The following is a 22,743-nucleotide window of genomic DNA, read 5'->3' as shown; positions in this document are numbered from 1 at the left end:
AAGAAAAGCGGATATAAAAAATTGTCATGAATTTGAGTTGGATCACATATGGTATGTATGTGTTTGTGGTTCTTTAAATTCTGTTTAATGTTATTTTTATGCTCGTATTAAAAGGAGAAATCTATTTGTTGCTAGACACCAAATTTTGAGAATGCTATATTTATATTGTCATAGTATTTTTATAATTAGGAAAAAAAAGAATACTTTTATAAAAGAGAGTTGTTTTTCCTGATTATAAGGAGTGATGGAGTATAGAGCTAGATGAAGGATGATAGGGCCTATGGTAAAGAAAACATTAAAGCAAAGAATTGTAGAGGCTTCAGTTGAGCTGTTTCAGCAGGATGGTTATCACAATGTAACTGTTGATCGTATCGTTGAATATATAGGGGCATCAAAGGGTGGATTTTATCATAATTTTAAATCAAAAGATGAATTGCTGTATGAAATTCATGATGTCTTTATTTCGTATGTTATTCAACAATCACAGGATGCATATGACAAATACGGCACGCCCATTACACGGTTATGTGCGATGCTACAAACGCTGACACAAGTATTTGATATGTATCAAGCGCATATTACAATCTTTTATGAAGAAAGTCGTTCACTCTCAGAGGAGTATAGTGAGATTATTCATAAAAAACGAGATCATTATCGGGACATCTTGCAAAAAGTGATAGCAGAAGGCCAAGAAACGAAAGTTTTTCGTACAGAATTGCCTTGTACCATTGTTACGATGGCGATTGTGGGGATGATTAACTGGACATATAAATGGTTTAAGCAATCTGGGCCATTAACTATGGAGCAAATTACAGATGTTTTTACCGACATGGTATTGCGTGCGATTGTGACAGAACAAGCAATGGATGAAGCAAAGCAATTTATGATAAAGGGGTAGCCAGTAGAAAACACTGGTTTTATTATTTGCTTTTACAAACCGACTAGTCGGTATTTACTTGAAGTAAATTATCTTTGAGCTAAATCTACTATGGCAAATTTGACATTAGGGGGATTAGGGATGAATTTTGAATTAACAAAAGAACAAGTGATGATTCGAGACATGGTACGTGATTTTGCTGAGAAAGAGATTAAACCGTATGCTCGTGAGGTTGATGAGACATCGACGATGAGAATAGAAAGCTTTAAAAAGATGGCAGAACTAGGCTTATTGGGTATCCCATTTCCTGAAGAATATGGTGGCTCAGGTGGTGATACGGTGTCCTACGCTTTAGCTGTAGAGGAAATTGGCCGTGCATGTGGGGGCACGGGCTTAAGTTATGCAGCTGCTGTTAGCTTAGGAGCTTCGCCAATTTACAACTTTGGTACGGAGGAGCAAAAGCAGGAATTTCTTGTTCCATTGGCAAAGGGTGAGACATTAGGATCATTCGGTTTAACAGAGCCTAATGCAGGTTCAGATGCAGGCGGTACACGCACTACAGCCGTCATTGATGGAGATGATTACGTTATTAATGGAGAAAAATGCTGGATTACCAATGCAGGATACGCTCGACAAATTATTGTAACTGCGGTGACTGGTAAACGTGAGGATGGCAAAAAGATTATTTCTTCTATTATTGTGCCAACGAATACTCCAGGTGTAACGATTAATTGTAACTACGACAAAATGGGTGTCCGAGGTTCTAATACATGTGAGATTGTTTTACAAAATGTTCGCGTTCCTAGAACCAATCTATTAGGCGATGAAAAGCGAGGATTTAGCCAGTTTTTAAACACTTTAGATGGTGGTCGTATTTCAATTGCAGCTCTTTCTGTCGGAATTGCACAGGCGGCTTATGAGAAGGCACTGAAGTTCGCAAAAGAACGCGAGCAATTTGGTGCACCTATTTCGAAGCTACAGGCCATTCAATTTAAATTAGCAGATATGGCGATGGAAATAGAGCTTGCTCGTACGCTTGTACATAAAGCGGCATGGCTAAAAGATCAAAAGAAACCATTTGGTAAAGAAGCAGCAATGGCTAAATTATTTGCTTCTGAAATGGGCTTCCGTACGTGTAATCAAGCCATTCAAATTCATGGCGGTTCTGGATATATGAAAGAATACGATGTAGAACGTCATTTACGTGATATTAAATTAATGGAAATTGGTGAAGGAACATCTGAAATTCAACGTCTTGTTATTTCTCGTTTAATTGGCTGTTAATGATTTTCAACTCATTGTGTCTGGGATCAGCTTTGTGCTGCATAGAGCACTTCTTTCTGATACCGAGACACCTGCTGAAAAGTAGCTTAAATCCGCATTCATCTCATTGCTGAAAGAAGTTTAATAGCATAAACAAGGGGGATCTTCATGGCAGAGCTTGTGTATCAAACAATTGGTCAATTGCTAGATGAACAATCTAAAAAGTACCCGCAGAACGAGGCTTTGGTCTATGCTGATAGAAATTTCCGAATGACTTATGAGCAGCTAAATCGTCAAGCGCGATTGGTAGCAAGGGGCTTAATGGCTTTAGGAATTGAAAAAGGAGACCATATTGCTGTATGGACGACCAATGTTCCTGAGTGGGTACAGCTTCAATTTGGTACAGGGAAAATGGGAGCTCCAATCGTTACGGTAAACACTAATTATCGAGCTAGTGAGTTGGAGTATCTATTAAAGCAGTCTGATGCCAAAACGATATTTTTAATTGAAAATTATCGAGACCATTCTTTTATCCATACACTTCAAGAGTTATGTCCGGAGCTTGAACATTGTGAACCAGGTAATTTGCAATCAAAGCGACTACCTTTATTAAAAAATGTTATTTTAATCGGCGAGACTAAGTATCCCGGTGTATTAAATTGGTCCGATGTAGTAGCAGCGGCTGATCAGGTGACCGAGGAACAATTAGAACAAAGAGAGCAATCTCTTCATTATGATGATGTGATTAATATTCAATATACGTCTGGTACAACAGGTTTTCCTAAAGGTGTGATGCTTACACATTTTAACTTAGTGAACAACGCGGTCAACATTGCAGAGTGTATGCGGTTAACAGCAGAGGATCGCCTCTGCATACCTGTTCCATTTTTCCATTGTTTTGGCTGTGTTATTGGAACATTAGCAATTACAACTAGTGGTGGAACGATGGTGCCAGTACAAGAATTTTCACCTGAAGAGGTGCTAAGGACGGTTCAGCAAGAAAAGTGCACAGCATTACATGGCGTACCAACGATGTTCATTAGTGAGCTTAATTTACCGAATTTTGAGTCTTTCAATCTTTCAACTCTACGGACAGGAGTCATGGCGGGCTCTAATTGTCCGATAGAGGTAATGAAAGCAGTGATTGAGAAAATGGGTATGACAGATATTACGATTTGCTATGGTCAAACAGAATCATCCCCAGTTATTACGCAAACGAGAACGGATGACCCGTTAGCACTAAAGGTGGAGACGGTTGGCCGTGCCTTACCAAACTTAGAGGCGAAAATTGTAGTTCCTGGGACAAATGAGGAAGCACCTACAAATGAACAAGGCGAGCTATGTACAAGAGGCTACCATGTAATGAAAGGCTACTATAAAAACCAAGAGGAAACCGATCTTGCCATTGATCAAGATGGCTGGCTGCATACGGGTGATTTGGCAACGATGGATGAAGCGGGCTATGTCCGTGTAACCGGTCGTTTAAAAGATATGATTATTCGCGGTGGTGAAAATTTATATCCTCGTGAAATGGAGGAGTTTCTTTATACACATCCGAAAATATCAGATGTTCAGGTTGCTGGCGTTCCTGATCCTGTGTATGGGGAGGAAGCGGCAGCTTGGATTATTTTACGAGAAGGTGAGCAGGCAACAGAAGAGGAGATTCGAGAATATTGTCGGGATAAAATCTCTAGACATAAAATCCCAAAACATATTTTCTTTATCGATCATTATCCAATGACTGCTTCAGGAAAGGTTCAAAAATATAAATTACGAGAAGATTTTGTCATGACCGTCAGATAAGGAGGGGCAGTGAATATGTTCAATAAAGTATTAATTGCAAATCGTGGGGAGATTGCTAGACGTATTATCAGAACATGCAGGCGCCTAAATATTCATACGGTTGCTATTTATTCTGAGGCAGATGCTGAAAGCTTACATGTGAAGGATGCAGATGAGGCGCACTGTGTAGGGAAACCACCTGTAGCACAAAGCTATTTAAATATAGAACGTATTCTAGAAATTGCACTAGAAAATGGCGTCGAGGCTGTTCATCCTGGCTATGGACTACTATCAGAAAATACAGAGTTTGCAAAGCGCTGTGAAGAGGAAGGTCTAATTTTTATTGGACCAAGTGCTGATGTTATTGCATCAATGGGAAGTAAATTAGAGGCACGTAAAACAATGAAAGCTGCAGGTGTTCCCATTGTAGAGGGTGTAGAGACACCTGTAAAGGATGCAGAAGAAGCTACTGAAATCGCTGAACGTTTAGGCTATCCAATTATGTTAAAGGCATCGGCAGGCGGTGGCGGTATCGGTATGCAACTTGTTGAAAATGCAGAGGAACTAGTAAAAGCATTTGAGGGAAATCAAAAACGTGCACAGTCATTTTTCGGTGATGGCACGATGTACATGGAGAGATTTATTGCTAACCCTCACCATGTTGAAGTACAAATTATTGCCGATCATCAAGGCAATGTGGTTCCGTTATTTGAACGTGAATGTTCGATTCAACGAAGAAATCAAAAAGTAGTAGAAGAAGCACCATCACCATTTATTTCACAGGAGACAAGAGATAAGATGCTAGAAGCGTCAGTGAAGGCAGCGAAGCATATTGGCTATGTCAACGCTGGAACGATTGAGTATTTGGTAGATGAGGATCAAAACTTTTATTTCTTAGAAATGAATACAAGATTACAAGTAGAGCATCCTGTGACAGAGGAAATTACAAAACTTGATTTAGTAGAGGAGCAATTAAAAATCGCTGCACAGCAACCCCTTTCATTTACAAAAGAAAGTATTACGAAACAGGGTCATGCGATTGAAGTGCGTATATACGCTGAAAATCCTTCTACATTTTTCCCGTCTCCTGGTACAATCACAGCTCTAGAATTACCAACAGGCGAAGGGGTTCGACATGAGTGTGGTGTAGAGACAGGTTCAGCAGTTACACCATTTTATGATCCAATGATTAGTAAATTGGTAGTGTGGGGAGAAACAAGGGACATTGCCTGTGAAAGATTAATCCAAGCACTGAAAGCATATAAAGTCGAGGGTATTCAAACGAATATTCCAATGCTTTTAAAAACTGTTACACATGAACAGTTTTTAAAAGGCTATACGACTACAAAATTTGTCGAACAATTTTATTTACCACAATTAGCAGAGTCAAAGTAAGTATTGAAGAGCATTCGCGCTTCATAGAGAGGGCGAATGCATAATTAACTTAAAAGTAGGAGTGAATGATTATGGCAACAGTAAAAGCAAGCATGGCAGGTACAGTATGGAAAATCGTCGTAGCAGAAGGTGAGAAAGTAACGGCAGGTCAAGATGTAGCAATTTTAGAATCAATGAAAATGGAAATTCCGATTGCAGCAGAAGAAGATGGCGTGGTAACAAAAATTATCGCCAATTAAGGAGATTTCATTAACGTTGATGATGATATTTTAGAAATTGAATAAGAGGAGGCCTCTTAATGCAGCTACCTAAGCATGTCGTAATGAAAGAAGTCGGTCCCCGTGATGGTTTACAAAATGAAAAAACACATATTACAACAGCAGATAAAATACAATTAGTGAATTTGTTAAGCCAAACTGGATTAAATTACATCGAGGTGACTTCATTTGTACATCCGAAATGGATTCCACAGTTGGCGGATGCTGTCGAGGTTCTTCAAGCCATTAAAAGGAACAAGGATATTACTTATGCAGCACTTGTACCTAATATGCGAGGGCTAGAAAGGGCGTTACAGGCTGAAGTAGATGAAGTAAGTATATTTATGTCTGCTAGTGAAAGTCATAACCAAAGTAATATTAACAAAACCATAGACGAAACATTTCCTATTTTAGAGGAAGTAGTATTAGGAGCTAAAGCGTCAAAGAAAAAGGTTCGAGGCTATATCTCCACAGTTCTTGGCTGTCCCTATGAAGGATATATACATCCTGATAAAGTACTGCGTGTTACAGATAAATTATTGGAAATGGGTGTAACAGAGATCTCACTTGGTGACACGATTGGCGTTGGTGTACCCACTCAAGTTGAGCATCTTTTAGAGGAACTATTAAAAAGATTTTCCGCAAATAATTTTGCTATGCATTTTCATGATACACGTGGCACGGCGCTGGCTAACATTATGAAATCTTTAGAGATGGGCGTAACCAAATTTGATAGTGCGCTTGGCGGTCTAGGGGGCTGTCCATATGCCAAGGGGGCTTCAGGTAATGTAGCCACCGAAGATTTATTATATTTATTTGATGAAATGGGCATTCAAACCGGTGTAGATCGACAAAAAATATTAGAGGCTGCACTCTTTATTGAACAGAAATTAGGCAAAGCTGTAGCTTCAAAGCAAATGGCGATTGTCCGTAATGAAAGGAGTGCGAATCCATTATGACTCAACTTGTTCGCTTTGAATTACTAGAGGGAAGTATTGGACTTATTACCCTTTTAAGACCAGAGGCTGCGAACGCGATGTCTGTACAGTTACTGCGAGAGCTATCTGATACGCTTGATCAAATCAACGGAGATCCGACAGTGCGAGTAGTCTTACTAACAGGTGCTGGAGAAAAAGCATTCTGTGCTGGGGCTGATTTAAAAGAACGCAAAGGTATGTCCGATCGACAAGTGAAGCAAATCGTACAGTTGATTGGTGCCACAGTGGCAAAAGTGGAGACACTCGCCCAGCCTGTCATTGCGGTGCTAAATGGAGTAGCCTTTGGTGGCGGTCTAGAATTAGCTTTAGCTTGCGATTTACGTGTCGCAGCAGCACATGTTAAGTTAGGTCTCACTGAAACCTCTCTCGGTATTATTCCGGGGGCAGGAGGAACGCAACGACTTCCTCGACTAATTGGTCTTGGGAAGGCAAAGGAATTAATTTATACAGCGCGTCGCTTAAATGCTGAGGAAGCTAAAAATTATGGCATCGTTGAATATGTTCATGAGGCACATGAGATAATGGAAAGGGCACAGCAGCTTGCTCTAGAAATGGCAAAAAATGCACCATTATCGCTAGTACAGGCTAAAGTGGCTATGAATCAGGGTGTTGAGGTAGATTTAGCTACCGGTTTAAAAATTGAGTCACTTGCATATAGTGCACTGATCCCTACAGAGGACCGATTAGAGGGGCTACTAGCCTTCCAAGAGAAGCGAGCACCACAATATTCAGGAAAATAAAGAAAGAATCCAATCAGATTAATCACACTGACGGAAATCTAAGCGCATTCTCATTGATTTTTTGGCGCATTGACAAAGGGGAATAGGGGCGCTAAAAAATAATTTGGCGTAATTGAATGGGCAAAGGGAGGAATTAAACATGAGCAATATTTCAACAGAAAACACGCCACCTACAATGAAAGATAAAATTCTTTCTGGTGGTTTACCAAAATATCATGACAAAAATGCACAGCAAGGGAAGCTATTTGTACGTGAACGTCTTGAATTATTATTAGATGATGGTCTTCAATCAGAGGATGGCCTTTATGCAAATTGTTTGGCAGGCGATTTACCTGCTGATGGTGTTGTCACAGGGATTGGTAAAATTCATGGTCGTACCGTTTGTGTTTTAGCTAATGACTCAACGATTAAAGCAGGGTCATGGGGAAAGCGTACGGTTGAAAAGATGATCCGTATTCAAGAAACTGCAGAAAAACTTAACTGTCCGTTACTATATTTAGTTGATTCAGCAGGTGCACGTATTACAGATCAGCTAGAAATGTTCCCAGGTAGAAGGGGCGCGGGTCGCATTTTCTACAACCAAGTCAAGTTATCAGGTAAAGTACCACAAATTTGTCTACTATTCGGACCGTCTGCGGCAGGTGGTGCCTACATCCCTGCATTTTGTGATATCGTTGTCATGGTTGAAGGGAACGCATCTATGTATTTAGGATCTCCTCGTATGGCTGAAATGGTTATTGGAGAGAAAGTAGATTTAGAAACGATGGGTGGCGCAAAAATGCACTGTTCAGTTTCCGGTTGTGGAGATGTGCTAGCCAAAACAGAACAAGAGGCCATTGCCTATGCTCGTAAATATTTAGGCTATTTCCCTAATAACTATGCAGAACGGTGCAAAGTAGAGGCACCTAAACCACCAGCTACATTCGATAAATCGATTGAGGAATTGATACCACAAAACCAAAACGTTCCTTTTGATATGTATAAGTTAATTGAACGTATCATTGATGAAGATTCGTTTTGTGAAGTGAAGAAATTATTCGCACCAGAATTAATTACTGGTCTTGCACGTATTAAGGGGCAATCAGTAGGGATTATCGCGAATCAACCTCGCGTTAAGGGAGGCGTATTATTCCACGATTCTGCTGATAAAGCGGCCAAGTTCATTTCTCTTTGTGATGCTTTCAATATACCCCTTCTATTCTTGGCGGATGTTCCAGGCTTTATGATCGGCACACAGGTCGAAAAAGCTGGTATTATCCGTCATGGCGCAAAAATGATCTTTGCAATGAGTGAAGCAACTGTTCCAAAGCTAACGGTAATTGTTCGTAAAGCATATGGTGCTGGCTTATATGCCATGGCTGGTCCTGCCTTTGAGCCAGACTGCTGTATCGCATTATCAAATGCTCAAATTGCAGTAATGGGTCCAGAAGCTGCAGTCAATGCAGTTTATGCAAATAAAATTGCCGAGCTTCCGAAAGAGGAGCAAGCAAGCTTTATAGCTGAAAAACGAAAAGAGTACCAAGAAGAAATTGATGTGTATCGATTAGCATCAGAATTAATTATTGATGATGTAATTGAGCCAAATGATTTACGGAAGGTGCTTGAAAATCGTTTAGAGCTTTACATGTCAAAATACTTACTTTTCTCACAACGTAAGCATGGGGTAAATCCAGTATAAATACTTATGGGAAGGCTGTCTCTCTTTCAGGAGGCAGCCCTTTTTAGTCGATAAATAGTTAACAGCTACTTGCATGGTCTTAAGGAGCATATTAAAATATGGGAAGGAATAAAGGGAAGCGGGTGTTTAGCATGTCAAAAAACAACATAACGGATGTTCAAGGTAATGCCAAGCTCCCATTACCATATCGAGATGTTATTGATACATATTATTTACCAATAAAAATAGTGGGTTGGATGTTATTTAGCATCTATTCTTGTTTGGCTTTTTATAAATTGGTCATCGATCGTTTAGTTAATGTAGTCGTTGTGTTATGGGAAGGTGATTATTCCGTCGGTGACTTAGGGCTGTTTGATTACAGTAGTTGGCGATTAACTACTAATTTTATACCCTTTGAAACGATTTTCCGTTATATAAACTACTCTCAATATTTTAATTGGGATACGATAATTATTAACTTACTTGGTAATTTATTAATTTTCACCCCTATGGGCTTTTTACTGCCATTACTCTCGAAGAGATTCCGCAAAGCAGGCGTTATACTTTGCTTAGGCTTTTTTGCCAGCCTTAGTGTGGAAACGATCCAATTTATTTTTACAGTAGGATCTGCGGATATTGATGATTTAATTTTAAATACTATTGGTGCATGGCTCGGTTATTTAGCTTATAAGGGTCTATTGATTACACCGAAAAAATAGGAAAGCAGCCGGTTTATATAGAGGCTGTTTTTTTTATTTATTAACACTATTTATTTTGTGCGAATGGTAGTAAATTTTATTGAAATCGAAATGAAAGTACTAAAGGACTGAAGCATATATCCTTTGAAATTAGGTATTTATATCTAAAAATGATATTAATTTGTACCCCTTTAGGTGGTTAGTAGTCATTTATACTTGAATTTAATAATGAAAATTCCGATAATAAGTGTACAGAAGCTGTTTCGAAGGAATAGATATAGTGATAAAAAATGTTCATATCTAGTAACAAAATAGCATATGAAGATAGAAGGATGAGGTGAAAACTATGAAAATATATAATTCAATGGAGCAAGATAGATTATCATCACCATTTAATCGAAAAAAGTTCTTGCAGCGCAAAGAAGCGGGAGATGCATATCGAAAAAATGCAATGTATTTTCAACCAAAGAAAAATCCATTATTGCTTGAGCTTGAAAACCTACTATTAGGACGCACAGATCAAGATTTATATGAGCAACAACAAGAAGATGCAGAAGTAGTAACACCCCAACAGCAGGCCATTATGGAAGATTTACAGCAAACTTCAAAGAATGTTCATGCACATGAGCAAGCTTATAAATGGGCAATTGGTCATCATGACGGATCACCTGTTGTAAATAATCCAGATATGAATGATACATTACAGGTTTTAGAGCAGGTGCGAAATGCAGCATTATCACCGTCAAAGCCTTCTGCTCAAGATATACGTTTAGCAGAAAACGTGGATGCTCAAATTCAGCATATTTTACATGAAGCCAACTCTACCGTTGACGCAATAGATGAACAAAACCAACCTTTTGACAATGAAGTGACTACAGTAAAGGTTCCTGAACGTTTCTCAAAGGAATTGAAATTGGACCCATTTGCAGATACAATTTTCGGTAAGAGCCATGACGCTGCTTTAAAATTGAGAGCCTTCAAACAGGCAACTGAAAAGTATGCAGCACATGTTCAAATGACGAAAAATGGCTATCGTCCAGGCAATGATTCTATGTTCTCTTTGATAGCCTAATGTTGTAGATAGGAGATTACGGTTATGGCGAAGGCAAAGCATGCCAAAACAAATGCGATAAGATTATTAGAGCAGCAAAAAATCAAATTCGATGTGATTGAATATGAAATTGGCGACGGTCAAGTGGACGGTGTGTCTGTTGCCGAAAAAATTGGGCAGCCGGTTGCTCGTGTTTTTAAAACATTAGTAGCAAGGGCAAGTGCCCACAAGCTCTTTGTATTTGTTATTCCAGTGGCTGACGAACTGGATTTAAAGGCTGCCGCAAAGGTAGTTGGAGAAAAGAAGATTGATATGCTACCTGTAAAAGATTTACTTAGTTATACAGGATATGTCCGTGGTGGATGCTCGCCGGTAGGCATGAAAAAATTATATCCTACGGTAATCGATGAAACTGCTCAACAACAAGGCAGTATCATTGTAAGTGCAGGAAAAATAGGCATGCAAATGCATGTTCAGCTTAATGATTTGAAGAATATTACAAAGGCCCAGCTTGCGCCAATTACAACTACCCATTAGTAAAATCGGGTAGTTTTTTATTTTCATAGAATACGGTCATTTATCCTTCCATTCATAAACACGATTTCACGATATTTTCAGAAAATATGATACAGTAAGAGCATTATCAAACATAGAGAGAGGGCTAGGAAATGCGCAAAATAATGGGGTGGCGCTGGACATTTTTTATTGGTGGCTTGATTGTGATGTCACTGGGAATTACGATGTCCATTAAAGGGAAAATAGTTGGAACAAGTCCTTGGGATGTCTTGCATGTAGGATTATTTCAAAACTTCGGATTAACGATTGGTACATGGTCTATATTAACGGGTCTTTTTATTGTCGCATCAACATCGATTGTTTTACGAACATGGCCCAAAATAGGTACATGGCTGAACATGCTACTAATCGGTTCATTCATCGATGTATTTAACTGGTTATTGCCTTCAACAGATGTATATGGTCTACAAATTACATATTTTATTATTGGTTTATTTGTCTTAAGCTTTGGCTGTGGTATGTATATTGCTCCAAATATGGGAGCAGGCCCTCGTGATACATTAATGATGATACTCGTCGGAAAATTTGGCGGATCTATTAAAACGGCGAGAATGGGTATCGAAGTTCTAGTGACCATTGTAGGGTGGCTACTAGGTGGGCCAGTTGGAGTAGGAACAGTATTAATTGCATTAACCTCAGGATATATTGTGCAATATTCATTACCTTATTGCCGCAAAGTATTAATGAAATGTATTGGCCATATAGAAGACATGAGACCTTTTTATTAAACTATAAAGCTACTTTTATCTGTTAAGGATAGGGGTAGCTTTTCATCTTTTTTAGTGTTCCTTCATATAATGCAAGGCAGAAACAAAAGGAGGAACGACATTTGAACGGAAATGTGACGTATTATTTTGGACACGCATTGACTGGGCAAGGTGTGAAACATTTATATAAAGAAATGATGGAGGAAGCGGAGCTAGTTTATTTTTTACAAGGTGCCTCTACATCTAAAGGATCAGAGCTGTTGAAGGAGCTGGGTTATTTTTATGTTAAACAAGGCTTTGCTGTCGAATGGTTTAAGCACGCGTTATTAGAGGAAGTAGTCGAGGCTGTTTATGTAAAGGGTTGTAATAGACTGTATGTCTGGGCATCAGAATGGGATATAGAGCCAACATTACTTGGGACGAAGCATCGTGTTATGTCTTTTTATGATTGCTTGGAGGATGCTCAGCTTGAGAAAGTTGGAGAGCAACTGGCAAATGCAGTACAGGAACGTACAGCTTGGCGTGATAAATGTATTGCCAAGCTAAACCATGCTATCAAGCTCCACGATGATTGGGAGGTTGTGACGCAAAGCTGTATGAATTGGCAGGCATTAAATGAACAGGTGGAAAATTTAAAATCGGAAGTCTTCCAATCTATAGTTTTAAATAAAACGGGCGAACGAACACATCGTTTACTTGGAACGTTAACGCCTAGAGGGGCAGAAAATACAGTTGAAAGCATCACAAAAAATATATCGACAAGATTAATGATTAAAGGCAAACCGGGTACGGGCAAATCCTCCTTGATGAAAGGCTTAGCAGATGAGGCGAATGCAAGAGGACTGGATGCCCAAATTGTATGGTGTGGCTTAGATGCAGGATCTGTCGATATGGTCATTATTCCAGAACTAAATTTCTGTATTTTTGATAGTACGGAACCTCATATTTTTGATCCACAGGATGGTCGATTAGGCGATAAGATATTTGATATTGGACAACATTGTGCGCTTACGAAAGAGGCGGAATTAGCAATAGCGGAAGTACGAGAACGCTATAAAGAAGCCATGCAAGATGCGATGGGCTATTCAAAGCGTTATGCAGAAGCAGAATATACAGTGCGACGTTTATTGGATCATTGCCTATCCGCCTCTTTATGGCGAGAAAAAACAGCGTCATTATTCGAAAGATTAACAAAATAATTTAGCTAAAGGCTTGCTTGTGCTAAACTAGGAGCTAGAACTGTTTTCCTAGGAAAGGATGATACGCTTGTCAAAAGTATTGAATGCATTTTTAGACGAAAACCTACAAGCCTTACATGAACAAGGCTTATACAATGAAATTGATCCAGTAGAGGGTGCGAATGGCCCGATTATTCAGGTACGTGGCAAAAATCTTGTTAACTTATCTTCTAACAATTATCTAGGCTTAGCAACTAATGAAGAATTAAAGCGTATTGCCAAAGAAACGATTGAAAAATACGGTGTTGGAGCAGGTGCTGTACGTACTATTAACGGGACGCTTGACTTACACATTAAATTAGAGGAAAAGCTTGCTGAATTTAAAGGAACAGAAGCAGCTATTTCTTATCAATCTGGCTTTAATTGTAATATGGCAGCTATTTCTGCTGTTATGGATAAAAACGATGCAATTCTTTCTGATCAATTAAACCATGCCTCTATTATTGACGGTTGTCGTTTATCAAAGGCGAAAATCATTCCGTTTAATCACTCAGATATGGATGATTTACGTGCTAAGGCAAAAGCGGCAAAAGAATCTGGATTATACAATAAAGTGATGGTTATTACGGATGGTGTATTCTCAATGGATGGCGATATTGCTAAATTGCCAGAAATTGTGGAAATCGCCAAGGAATTTGATTTAATTACTTATGTTGATGATGCACATGGTTCAGGTGTAACAGGTAAAGGCAAAGGAACTGTGAAGCACTTTGGACTAGAAAAAGAGATTGATTTCCAAATTGGTACACTATCAAAAGCAATTGGTGTCGTGGGTGGCTATGTAGCTGGGAAGAAGAACTTAATTGATTGGTTAAAAGTTCGTTCACGTCCATTCTTGTTCTCAACAGCTTTACCACCAGGTGATGTGGCAGCCATTACAGCTGCTGTACAAATGCTAATTGATTCTACAGAGCTTCACGATAAACTGTGGGATAATGGTAACTATTTAAAAGCGGGATTAGCGAAGCTTGGCTTTAATATTGGTGAATCAGAAACACCAATTACTCCTTGTATTATTGGAGATGAAAAGCTGACACAAGAATTTTCAAAACGCTTATTTGAAGAAGGCGTTTATGCAAAATCAATCGTATTCCCAACCGTTCCTAAAGGCACAGGTCGCGTTCGTAATATGCCAACAGCAGCTCATACAAAAGAAATGCTTGATGATGCGTTAGCCATTTACGAGAAAGTTGGTCGTGAATTAGGTGTAATTCAATAATACGAAAAGGCTACCTCCGTTGTGGAAGTAGCCTTTTTGCTTACAATGAAAAACGGGTGCTTCTTTCCAATCAAATTCTATGAAGTGACGGATAGCTCGAGCAGAGTGACAGATAGCCTTAGTAAAGTGACGGATAGCGCGGGCAAAATACCGGATAGCCTGAGCAGAGTGACGGATAGCTCGAGCAGAGTGACGGATAGCGCGAGCAAAGTGGCGGATAGCCAGAGTAAAGTGACGGATAGCCAGAGCAGAGTGACGGATAGCGCGGCAAAGTGGCGGATAGCCTAAGGAAAGTGACGGGTAGCCCGCCCAAAGTGATCGATAGCTCGTCAAAATAAAGGGCTTCTTATTTTGAGCGTATTACATTCGCTTTTTTTAGCTGCTGGACTTCATGATCAGTGATGTTTAATGCCTGCAAAATTTCTTCATTATGCTGTCCTAAAGTTGGCGCTGCACTAGTTAATTGACCCGGCGTGTGTGAGAATTTTGCTGGGAAACCTAGTGTTCTCATGGGCCCAGCAGTTGGATGGTCATAGGACAAGACCATGCCACGCTCTAAAATATGGGGATCATTTAAGGTTTGGTCATAGGAATAGATAGGGCTGGAAGGTACGCCGTGTTCATCTAAAAGCTCCAGCCAGTAGGTTGCTGGATGTTTCGCTAATTCACTTTCAATTTCTGCCTCTAACGCCTTTACATGCTGAGCACGTGAATAGTTAGTAATAAAGAGGGGATTGTCTAACCAATCAGGTCGTTTGACAACTTTTGTCGCAAAAATTTCCCATAGCTTTTGATTGCCAGCACCTATTAAAATATAGTCATCCTGTGTTTTAAAGCCTTGATACGGTGCGGAAACTCGATGGGCAGTTCCTGTTCGCTCGGGTAATTCGCCCTGACCAAAGTAGGCAGCGGCCTCCCAAACAGTCCAAGCAAGCCCAGACTCTACTAAAGAAACATCGATATATTGCCCCTCACCACTGCGCAGCTTATAAATATAGGCCATTAAAATAGATTGTAAGGCCGTTTGGGCAGCGGCAATATCATTGACTGCAAAGCCAACTTTTACAGGTCGGCCCTGTGGTTCACCAGTCATATGCATTAAGCCACTTAGACCCTGTGCCATAATATCATAGCCACCTTTCTGGCTATAAGGACCCGTTTGTCCATAGCCAGAAATAGAGCAGTAAATGAGTCCAGGATTAAGGGTTTTTAAAGTATCATAATCAATCCCTAGCTTTTTCGTAACACCTGGTCTATAGTTTTCCACAAGCACATCAACAGATTGGATAAGCTCTTTGAATAAAGCCAAGCCCTCTGGCGTTTTTAAATTTAGACATACACCCTTTTTATTGCGATTAACCATCATATACATATGACTTTCTTCATGAATGAACGGGCCCATTGCTCGGGTGTCGTCTCCATTTGGATATTTCTCGATTTTAATAACTTCTGCGCCCATATCCGCTAAGACCATTGTGCAATAAGGGCCCGCTAATACTTGTGATAAATCAACAACTTTTAATCCCTCTAATGCCTGTTTCATTTAACCTCAGTCCCATCATTTTTGACTAATGTAATCGTACGTAACCCTTCAACGGAGGTTGTCCCTGCTAGTGCAATGGAAACCTTTAATTCATCATAGATATTTGTCATTACTTTTTCGGCACCTTGTTGTCCCTCAAGGGCTAGGCCATAGACGAAGGGACGCCCAATTGCTACAGCATCTGCTCCTAAAGCAAGTGCTTTTAAGGCATCCATCCCGCGATATACACCACTATCTAAAATAATAGGGATTTGTCCATTGACAGCACTCACGATGGGGGGAAGGGCATCAAGTGAACCAATAACACCATCTAATTGTCGGCCGCCATGGTTCGATACGATAATACCGTCAATCCCATTTTCAAGGGCTAGCTTTGCATCTTCAGGATGTAAAATTCCCTTTAGTAATATAGGAAGATTTGTACGCCGTTTTAATTCACGAACATGTTCCCAATTGAGTGTAGGGTGGAAGACATTTTGCAAGACGCCTTGTACATACGATTCAAATGAATCATTAGGCAAAGAAGCCATAAAGACAGGATCATTTATGTAATTTCCTTTTGCGTAGCCTAGCTTTAATGGTGAAAATTGATTGCGTACATCTTCTTCTCGCCATCCAAGCATTACTGTATCGACTGTTAAAACAATAGCTTCAAAGCCTGCTGACTCTGCTCGTGCGGCCATACTAAATGCAATTTCTTCATTTGTAGACCAATACAATTGAAACCATTTTGTTGCTGAAGGGGCAGCTTCGGCAACATCTTCGAGTGCATAGGTGGAGACTGTGCTTTGAATATATGGCATATTTAATTGCTGGGCAGCGCGTACAGCGGCAAGTTCACCTTCCTCGTGAACCATTCCGTTCATGCCGACAGGGGCAAAGAGCAATGGCGTTGGGTATGTTTTCCCGAACAAATTAATGGTTGTATGAACGTTTGAAACATCATTTAAGAAGCGGGGAACAATGGAGTATTTTTCAAAAGCTGAACGATTATTACGTAATGTTTGTTCACCGCCAGCACCTGAGCGAATGTAGCCGAATGGCCCAGCTGGAATTTTTTCCGCTACTGCTTTTTCTAAATCAGCAAAGCAAATGGGGAAGGGGGCTTGGGCAGTGATATTTTTTAAGAGTAGGTCACCATCAGTTGTATTTGTCATCGTTACTACCTCACTTATTTATTGAAAATAGGCTTTCTTTTATTTAAAAAAGCTTGAATACCTTCGTTATAATCATCAGAACTAAATGAATCGAGAATCAATTGAGCCAGCTCATCACTCTCTGCATTTTCTCCATCCACGATAGCTTGAATTATTTTTTTACTACCTGCATTGGCAATAGATGATTTACTTAAAAGATGCTCAGCAAATTGCATAGTGGCATTTTCAATTTCCTGCGGCTCATGAAGGGCAGTAATCAAACCAATGCTTTTGCCTTCCTCTGCTGTAAAAATGTTTGCTGTGTATAAAATCTCTTTAGCCTTCGCGACACCAACAATATTAATAAGACGTTTAGTGCTTTCAAGATTATAGACAATCCCAATGTTGGCAGCGGTAATGCCAAGCTTACTCTTTGGTGTCGCCAATCTAAAGTCACAAGCATTGGCTAACTCTAAGCCGCCGCCAATCGCTAAGCCCTGAATCATGGCAATCGTAGGATGTGGGAATTTATAGAGGGCATCAATAGCCTTTAAAGCTAGATCATTATAGGCTTTAGCATTATCCGCAGCATAACGAATATCTAAAAACTCACTAATATCAGCACCTGAGGAAAAGGCGACTTCATTGACACCGCGCACAATTAATAGCTTGATAGACATATCTGTACGTAACTGTTCTAGCTCGTCTATGATCGCTTGGAACATTGCCCTCGATAAAGAATTTCGTTTGTCAGGACGGTTTAACACTAGCGTTGCGATATAGCCGTTTTTTTCTACATAAATCTCAGTTGACATGGATATCCTCCTCCTAGTCTTTCTTCAATTTGGCTGAAATGCGGTTACCTATGGATTGTATGCTTTGTACAAGGATGATTAAAATAAACACCGTTGCATACATGACATCTACCTCATAGCGTAAATGACCATAACGGTAAGCTAGGTCACCTAATCCACCAGCACCAACCATTCCCGCCATTGCTGTTGCGCCAATCAATCCAATTGTAGCGATTGTTAAGCCTAAAATAATGGATGGGCGTGCTTCGCGTAATAATACATGCCAAATGATATGGCGACGTTTAATACCCATAGCTGTGTAGGCTTCGACAACGCCCGAATCAACTTCTAAAAGCGCTGACTCCATCAGTCGTGCAATATAAGGAGCCGTATAAACTACAAGCGGAACAATAACGCCTTTAACGCCAATCGTTGTACCGACGATAACCTTTGTAAAAGGTAAAATGAAGAATAGTAAGATGATGAATGGCACTGAACGGATAATATTGATGACTAGATTAAAAAATTGATAGAAAAATTTATTTTCAAAGGATTGACCAGGTCGTGTTAAAACAATTAAAAGGCCTAAAGGTATTCCAATTAAAATCGAAAAGAATAATGAAATTCCGACCATTTGAAATGTTTCGATAATTGCTTTGCCAATAACCTCTGACCAATCATTAAAGAAATTATTCATGGATCTCTCCTCCTAACTCTTCCACAGTAACGCCATTCTCTGCAAAATAGGTTAGCGCCTTTTGAACAATGTTGGGCTCTCCGTTTAAATGCACCACAATATTACCAACAATGCCGTTTTTTAATTCAATAATATTGGCTGTTAAAATGTTTGGTTGTACATCATATACTTTGCTCACTTCAGCTAATAATGGCTTACCAGTACTTTCTCCAAGAAATGTTAAACGAATGACGCTACCTGAAACATTTAACTGCTCAATAAGAGAAGGAGTTAAGTTACGTTGTGAAATAGTACTTAAGAACTTTCTTGTAGTAGGGTGTTGTGGTTTTGCAAAGAGCTCAATAGCCGTACCAAATTCAACTACTTTCCCTGCCTCTAGAACAGATACCTCATCACAAATTTTCTGAATGACATTCATTTCATGTGTAATCAGTAGGATTGTAATTCCTAATTCACGATTAATTTTTAACAATAGTTCAAGAATAGCCTCTGTAGTCTCAGGATCAAGCGCACTTGTTGCTTCATCACTAAGTAAAATTTCTGGCTCTTGCGCTAGAGCGCGTGCAATTGCGACACGTTGCTTTTGTCCACCTGAAAGCTGATTAGGGTAGCTATCTAGCTTTTCTGTTAAACCTACAATTTCGGCATATTTAGCCACACGATTTTTGACTTCTGTTTCGTTATAACCAAGTAGCTTTAAGGGAACTGCAATATTGTTATAAACAGTTGCTGTCTTTAAGAGATTAAAATGTTGGAAAATCATACCAATCTTTTGTCGTGTTTGACGTAAGTCATGAAGTGAAAGGGTAGTAATATCCACATTGTCAATCAAGACTTTGCCTGCTGAAGGACGCTCTAGTAAATTAACACAACGAATCAGCGTACTTTTACCGGCACCACTATACCCAATTACACCATGAATTTGCCCTTTTTTTACATGAAGATTGATTCCATCCACAGCCTTAATACTGCCTTTTTTTGTCTTATATTCTTTTGAAATATTTTGTAATTGAATCATCAGATTGATTGCTCCTTTCTTAACTTCTAAAAAGCAAGAATCTGCGTGGTTTCCATAGTGGAAATTTGGCAGATTCTTTAGCTTATCGCACGTATTACCAGCTAGGGATTACAGAACCTTTGAATTCCTCTTCAATGAATTGGCGTACTTCATCAGATTGATAAGCCTCAATGAACTTTTTAATTGTTGGGTCGTTTTCATTTTCTGCACGAACGACAATGTAGTTCACATATGGAGAGTCAGTAGATTCTAAAAGAATAGAGTCCTCTTGCGGATTAATGCCAGCTTCCAGCGCAAAGTTAGTATTAATAGCAGCTACATCTACTTCACTAAGCTGCTTAGGAATTTGTGCAGCTTCTAATTCTATGAATTTTAAATTCTTTTTGTTTTCTTCCACGTCACGAACAGATGCTGTTAAGTCCGCTCCATCTTTTAATTTAATATAGCCTGCCTCTTGTAAAACAAAGAGAGCACGCGCTCCATTTGTTGGGTCATTCGGTAAGCCAAATGTTGCGCCTTCAGGAACATCATCCAATGATTTATATTTTTCAGAGTAAATACCCATTGGATTTAAAATTGTTTTGCCAACCGGTACTAAATCTGTATCGTGATCTTTATTAAATGTATCGAGGAAAGGCTTATGCTGATAGCTGTTTGCATCAAGATCTCCTTCTGCTAAGGATGTATTTGGTAAAACATAATCAGAAAATGATTTTAGTTCTACTTCTAGACCTTTTTCCTTTGCAACTTTAGCAGCTACCTCTGCAATTTGCTCATGAGGTCCTGAAGTGACACCCACAACAATTTTATTTTCATCGATAGCTTCGCCTTTTCCTTTGCTATCATCTTTAGAGCCACAGCCCGCTAGTGCTGCTACTAATGTAAGACTTGCTAAACCTACTAAAAATTTATTTTTCTTCTTCATGAAAACTACCTCCAAAAATTGTTTTATCGGTTTTTGAAAATAAAAAAAACTCTCTTATAAATTAAGAGAGGCTCATGAAAAAAGTCCTCTCTTATCTATCAAACGAATTTCGTTTGCAGGATTTAGCACCTTCCTTTATAAAAGGAGGTTGCCGAGCTTCATAGGGCCAGTCCCTCAGCTACTCTTGATAAGAGATTCATATTATATTTTTGTATTTCCGATAGAACTAATATAATTTATAGGGTATAGTAAGTCAATAAATATTTTTGAAATTTTTTATATTGTTATAATATTTTGTCGTGAAGGAGGGAGAAGATTGTCCGTAAGAGTTAATTATGGCATAGGTTCATTTGGTAAGGTGATTAGTGCACGTCTTCTCATGGGAACAGACATCATTGAAGGAATTGAGGCACTTTGTGAAGAGAATAAAATTGAATCAGCAACCATTATTAGTTGTATTGGTAGTTTTCAAAAAAGTAGCTTTGTTTATTTAGTACCTGATGAAACTTCCCACATTAAAATTCGATTTAGTGATGTGGTTGAGAAAGAGGGGCCACTCGAGTTTATCCAAGGTTCAGGAGTTGTTTGTAAGCGTGATGCACAATATGAAACGCATTTCCATGGTTCCATGAGCGATCAATGGGGAGTGGTTTCAGGCGGTCATTTTATAAAGGGCGGAAATATCGTCATAACAGCAGATGTAGTGCTGGCAGAAGTTCAAGGCATTCAGCATATACGTCAGTTGGATGATGAAACAGGTCACGTACAATTTTATCCATTAGAACATGGGTTAGATCTTCCAAGGAAAATTGAAAAATAGTAAGTCCTGTAGCTAGTGAAAGCTACAGGACTCCATTTTGTTCCATGTTTAAAATAATTTTAATTGCTCAATTCTATGCATGGCTTCTCGTAACCGTTCCTCGCTTACAAGCAAGCCAATGCGCACATAGCCTTCCCCATATTGACCAAAGCCATTTCCTGCGGCTACCGCAATATCAGCTTTGTCGAGCAAAATATCGGCAAATTGTTCACTAGTAAAACCTAATGGGACAGAGAGCCAGGCAAAGAAGGTGCCCTTTGGTGCCGTTACTTGCCATCCGATTCTATGAGCTTCTTCGATTAGAACATTTCGACGACGCTCATAGGTAGCTCTTAGCTCATCTGCACATTCCTGTGAAGATGTAAGGGCAACAGCTGCTGCTTGTTGAATAGCAGGAAATTGACTACAAAACAAATGATCTTGAATAAGATTAATCGCGGCAATCAAATCAGCATTACCAACAGCAAAGCCTATGCGCCAACCTGCCATATTATAAGTCTTTGATAATGTGTACATTTCGATTCCAACTTCTTTTGCACCATTGGCCTGTAAGAAACTAATAGGTTTATTGCCATCAAATCCAATTGCACCATAAGCAAAATCATGTGATACGATGATATTATGCTCTTTAGCAAAACGAATGGTTTCTTCAAAAAATTCAAGTGTAGCTGTACCACCCGTAGGATTATTTGGGTAATTTAAGTAAAGTAACTTTGCTTTCTCCTTAACTTCTTTAGATAGGGCATCATAATCAGGTAAGAAATTATTTTCAGCAAAAAGTGGCATCACTTCAAAATTAACATCACCTAATACAACACCAGATAAGTAGTCTGGATAGCCCGGGTCTGGTAATAGCATAGTATCGCCTGGATTTAACACAGCCAAAGGTAGCTCAACAAGACCAATTTTTGTGCCACCAAGAATCGCTACTTCAGTATCAGGATCAATCTCCACATCATATTCCCGTTTATAAAAGTCGGCAGCCGCTTGACGTAATTCGGCGATACCACGAAAAGGTGAATATTTGTGGTTTTGAGGATTTTTAGCTGCTTCCTGCAATGCTTGAATGATATGAGTAGGCGTAGGTTGGTCGGGATTTCCTTGCCCGAGATTAATCACATCACGACCCTCTTCCAGGGCATTGTTTACTTTTTGGACAAGCGCTGCAAAAAATTGAGTGGGTAATTGCTGTAGTTTTTTAGAGAATTCCATGCATGATCACCTTTTTCAGAATATAATAATTATTATTGAAGAATATGAAGCAAATAGTAGTACTTTTTTTGTTAATTGTCTAGACCCTTTATAGACAAAGGATTGAAATACTCTAAAAAACCACAGGCGACCAATAAGCG

22 protein-coding genes and 1 riboswitch are annotated in these 22,743 nt (G+C 39.3%); of the genes, 15 read left to right on the top strand and 7 right to left on the bottom strand.

Annotated features, from left to right (window positions below; all coding sequences use genetic code 11):
* Nucleotides 1-280: 280 nt before the first annotated feature.
* From C9J29_RS04470 to C9J29_RS04405, 14 genes are all read left to right on the top strand, one after another.
* Entirely contained in the window at nucleotides 281-898 is a 618-nt protein-coding gene (locus tag C9J29_RS04470; RefSeq protein WP_043990086.1) for a TetR/AcrR family transcriptional regulator, read from the top strand.
* A gap of 120 nt (nucleotides 899-1,018) precedes the next feature.
* Nucleotides 1,019-2,161, top strand: a complete 1,143-nt coding sequence (locus C9J29_RS04465) for an acyl-CoA dehydrogenase (RefSeq protein ID WP_008176128.1) — start codon at nucleotides 1,019-1,021, stop codon at nucleotides 2,159-2,161.
* 147 nt (nucleotides 2,162-2,308) lie between these two features.
* Nucleotides 2,309-3,943 carry an AMP-binding protein gene (locus C9J29_RS04460; RefSeq protein WP_096363475.1) on the top strand — a complete coding sequence of 545 codons (1,635 nt, stop codon included), beginning with the start codon at nucleotides 2,309-2,311 and terminating at the stop codon, nucleotides 3,941-3,943.
* A gap of 15 nt (nucleotides 3,944-3,958) precedes the next feature.
* Nucleotides 3,959-5,317 carry an acetyl-CoA carboxylase biotin carboxylase subunit gene (locus C9J29_RS04455; RefSeq protein ID WP_008176123.1) on the top strand — a complete coding sequence of 453 codons (1,359 nt, stop codon included), beginning with the start codon at nucleotides 3,959-3,961 and terminating at the stop codon, nucleotides 5,315-5,317.
* A 71-nt stretch (nucleotides 5,318-5,388) separates the two neighbouring features.
* Nucleotides 5,389-5,556 (top strand): biotin/lipoyl-containing protein, encoded by a 168-nt coding sequence (locus C9J29_RS04450; protein WP_107921712.1) that lies wholly within the window; start codon nucleotides 5,389-5,391, stop codon nucleotides 5,554-5,556.
* A gap of 59 nt (nucleotides 5,557-5,615) precedes the next feature.
* Complete coding sequence (locus C9J29_RS04445) at nucleotides 5,616-6,533, top strand: hydroxymethylglutaryl-CoA lyase (protein WP_107921711.1); 918 nt, start codon at nucleotides 5,616-5,618, stop codon at nucleotides 6,531-6,533.
* Entirely contained in the window at nucleotides 6,530-7,312 is a 783-nt protein-coding gene (locus C9J29_RS04440; protein WP_090002456.1) for an enoyl-CoA hydratase, read from the top strand. Before C9J29_RS04445 ends, C9J29_RS04440 begins: the two co-directional genes overlap by 4 nt.
* Before the next feature lie 139 nt (nucleotides 7,313-7,451).
* Nucleotides 7,452-8,990, top strand: coding sequence for an acyl-CoA carboxylase subunit beta (locus tag C9J29_RS04435; protein ID WP_089985970.1), 1,539 nt, complete (start codon nucleotides 7,452-7,454; stop codon nucleotides 8,988-8,990).
* 131 nt (nucleotides 8,991-9,121) lie between these two features.
* Nucleotides 9,122-9,688: a VanZ family protein gene (locus tag C9J29_RS04430; protein WP_237068739.1), complete on the top strand. Its 567-nt coding sequence runs from the start codon at nucleotides 9,122-9,124 to the stop codon at nucleotides 9,686-9,688.
* A 325-nt stretch (nucleotides 9,689-10,013) separates the two neighbouring features.
* Nucleotides 10,014-10,739: a hypothetical protein gene (locus C9J29_RS04425; RefSeq protein ID WP_043990083.1), complete on the top strand. Its 726-nt coding sequence runs from the start codon at nucleotides 10,014-10,016 to the stop codon at nucleotides 10,737-10,739.
* Nucleotides 10,740-10,763: 24 nt separating this feature from the next.
* Nucleotides 10,764-11,255 (top strand): Cys-tRNA(Pro) deacylase, encoded by a 492-nt coding sequence (gene ybaK / locus C9J29_RS04420; RefSeq protein WP_008176110.1) that lies wholly within the window; start codon nucleotides 10,764-10,766, stop codon nucleotides 11,253-11,255.
* A gap of 131 nt (nucleotides 11,256-11,386) precedes the next feature.
* Nucleotides 11,387-12,022, top strand: coding sequence for a YczE/YyaS/YitT family protein (locus C9J29_RS04415; RefSeq protein ID WP_089985972.1), 636 nt, complete (start codon nucleotides 11,387-11,389; stop codon nucleotides 12,020-12,022).
* Nucleotides 12,023-12,123: 101 nt separating this feature from the next.
* A complete protein-coding gene (locus C9J29_RS04410) occupies nucleotides 12,124-13,200 on the top strand; it encodes a hypothetical protein (RefSeq protein WP_008176106.1) in 1,077 nt (358 codons plus the stop codon).
* Between the two features lie 58 nt (nucleotides 13,201-13,258).
* The gene (locus tag C9J29_RS04405; protein WP_170844100.1) at nucleotides 13,259-14,458 is read left to right on the top strand and encodes a glycine C-acetyltransferase; all 1,200 of its coding nucleotides are present in this window, start codon (nucleotides 13,259-13,261) and stop codon (nucleotides 14,456-14,458) included.
* A gap of 346 nt (nucleotides 14,459-14,804) precedes the next feature.
* Here C9J29_RS04405 and C9J29_RS04395 read toward each other — a convergent pair whose 3' ends face one another.
* The 6 genes from C9J29_RS04395 to C9J29_RS04370 all read right to left on the bottom strand — a co-directional run bounded on the left by C9J29_RS04395 (nucleotide 14,805) and on the right by C9J29_RS04370 (nucleotide 20,571).
* Nucleotides 14,805-16,001, bottom strand: a complete 1,197-nt coding sequence (locus C9J29_RS04395) for a CaiB/BaiF CoA transferase family protein (protein WP_008176101.1) — start codon at nucleotides 15,999-16,001, stop codon at nucleotides 14,805-14,807.
* Nucleotides 15,998-17,158, bottom strand: coding sequence for an alpha-hydroxy acid oxidase (locus tag C9J29_RS04390; RefSeq protein WP_043990080.1), 1,161 nt, complete (start codon nucleotides 17,156-17,158; stop codon nucleotides 15,998-16,000). Before C9J29_RS04390 ends, C9J29_RS04395 begins: the two co-directional genes overlap by 4 nt.
* A 14-nt stretch (nucleotides 17,159-17,172) precedes the next feature.
* Entirely contained in the window at nucleotides 17,173-17,952 is a 780-nt protein-coding gene (locus C9J29_RS04385; protein WP_008176097.1) for an enoyl-CoA hydratase/isomerase family protein, read from the bottom strand.
* 13 nt (nucleotides 17,953-17,965) lie between these two features.
* Nucleotides 17,966-18,628: a methionine ABC transporter permease gene (locus C9J29_RS04380; RefSeq protein WP_008176095.1), complete on the bottom strand. Its 663-nt coding sequence runs from the start codon at nucleotides 18,626-18,628 to the stop codon at nucleotides 17,966-17,968.
* Nucleotides 18,621-19,646, bottom strand: coding sequence for a methionine ABC transporter ATP-binding protein (locus C9J29_RS04375; protein WP_008176093.1), 1,026 nt, complete (start codon nucleotides 19,644-19,646; stop codon nucleotides 18,621-18,623). The genes C9J29_RS04380 and C9J29_RS04375 overlap by 8 nt, the downstream gene beginning before the upstream one ends.
* A 94-nt stretch (nucleotides 19,647-19,740) precedes the next feature.
* Entirely contained in the window at nucleotides 19,741-20,571 is an 831-nt protein-coding gene (locus C9J29_RS04370) for a MetQ/NlpA family ABC transporter substrate-binding protein (protein WP_089985975.1), read from the bottom strand.
* A gap of 88 nt (nucleotides 20,572-20,659) precedes the next feature.
* Nucleotides 20,660-20,765: riboswitch (SAM riboswitch) on the bottom strand.
* 122 nt (nucleotides 20,766-20,887) lie between these two features.
* Between C9J29_RS04370 and C9J29_RS04365 the strand changes: the two genes are divergently transcribed.
* Nucleotides 20,888-21,391 carry a PPC domain-containing DNA-binding protein gene (locus tag C9J29_RS04365; protein WP_107921709.1) on the top strand — a complete coding sequence of 168 codons (504 nt, stop codon included), beginning with the start codon at nucleotides 20,888-20,890 and terminating at the stop codon, nucleotides 21,389-21,391.
* A gap of 48 nt (nucleotides 21,392-21,439) precedes the next feature.
* Here C9J29_RS04365 and C9J29_RS04360 read toward each other — a convergent pair whose 3' ends face one another.
* Complete coding sequence (locus C9J29_RS04360) at nucleotides 21,440-22,603, bottom strand: pyridoxal phosphate-dependent aminotransferase (protein WP_107921708.1); 1,164 nt, start codon at nucleotides 22,601-22,603, stop codon at nucleotides 21,440-21,442.
* Between the last annotated feature and the right edge of the window lie 140 nt (nucleotides 22,604-22,743).

It is taken from the genome of Lysinibacillus fusiformis, from assembly GCF_003049525.1.
Classification (GTDB): domain Bacteria; phylum Bacillota; class Bacilli; order Bacillales_A; family Planococcaceae; genus Lysinibacillus; species Lysinibacillus fusiformis.
Note: the sequence above shows the minus strand (reverse complement) of the source record. Positions and strands in the feature narration are given on the sequence as shown.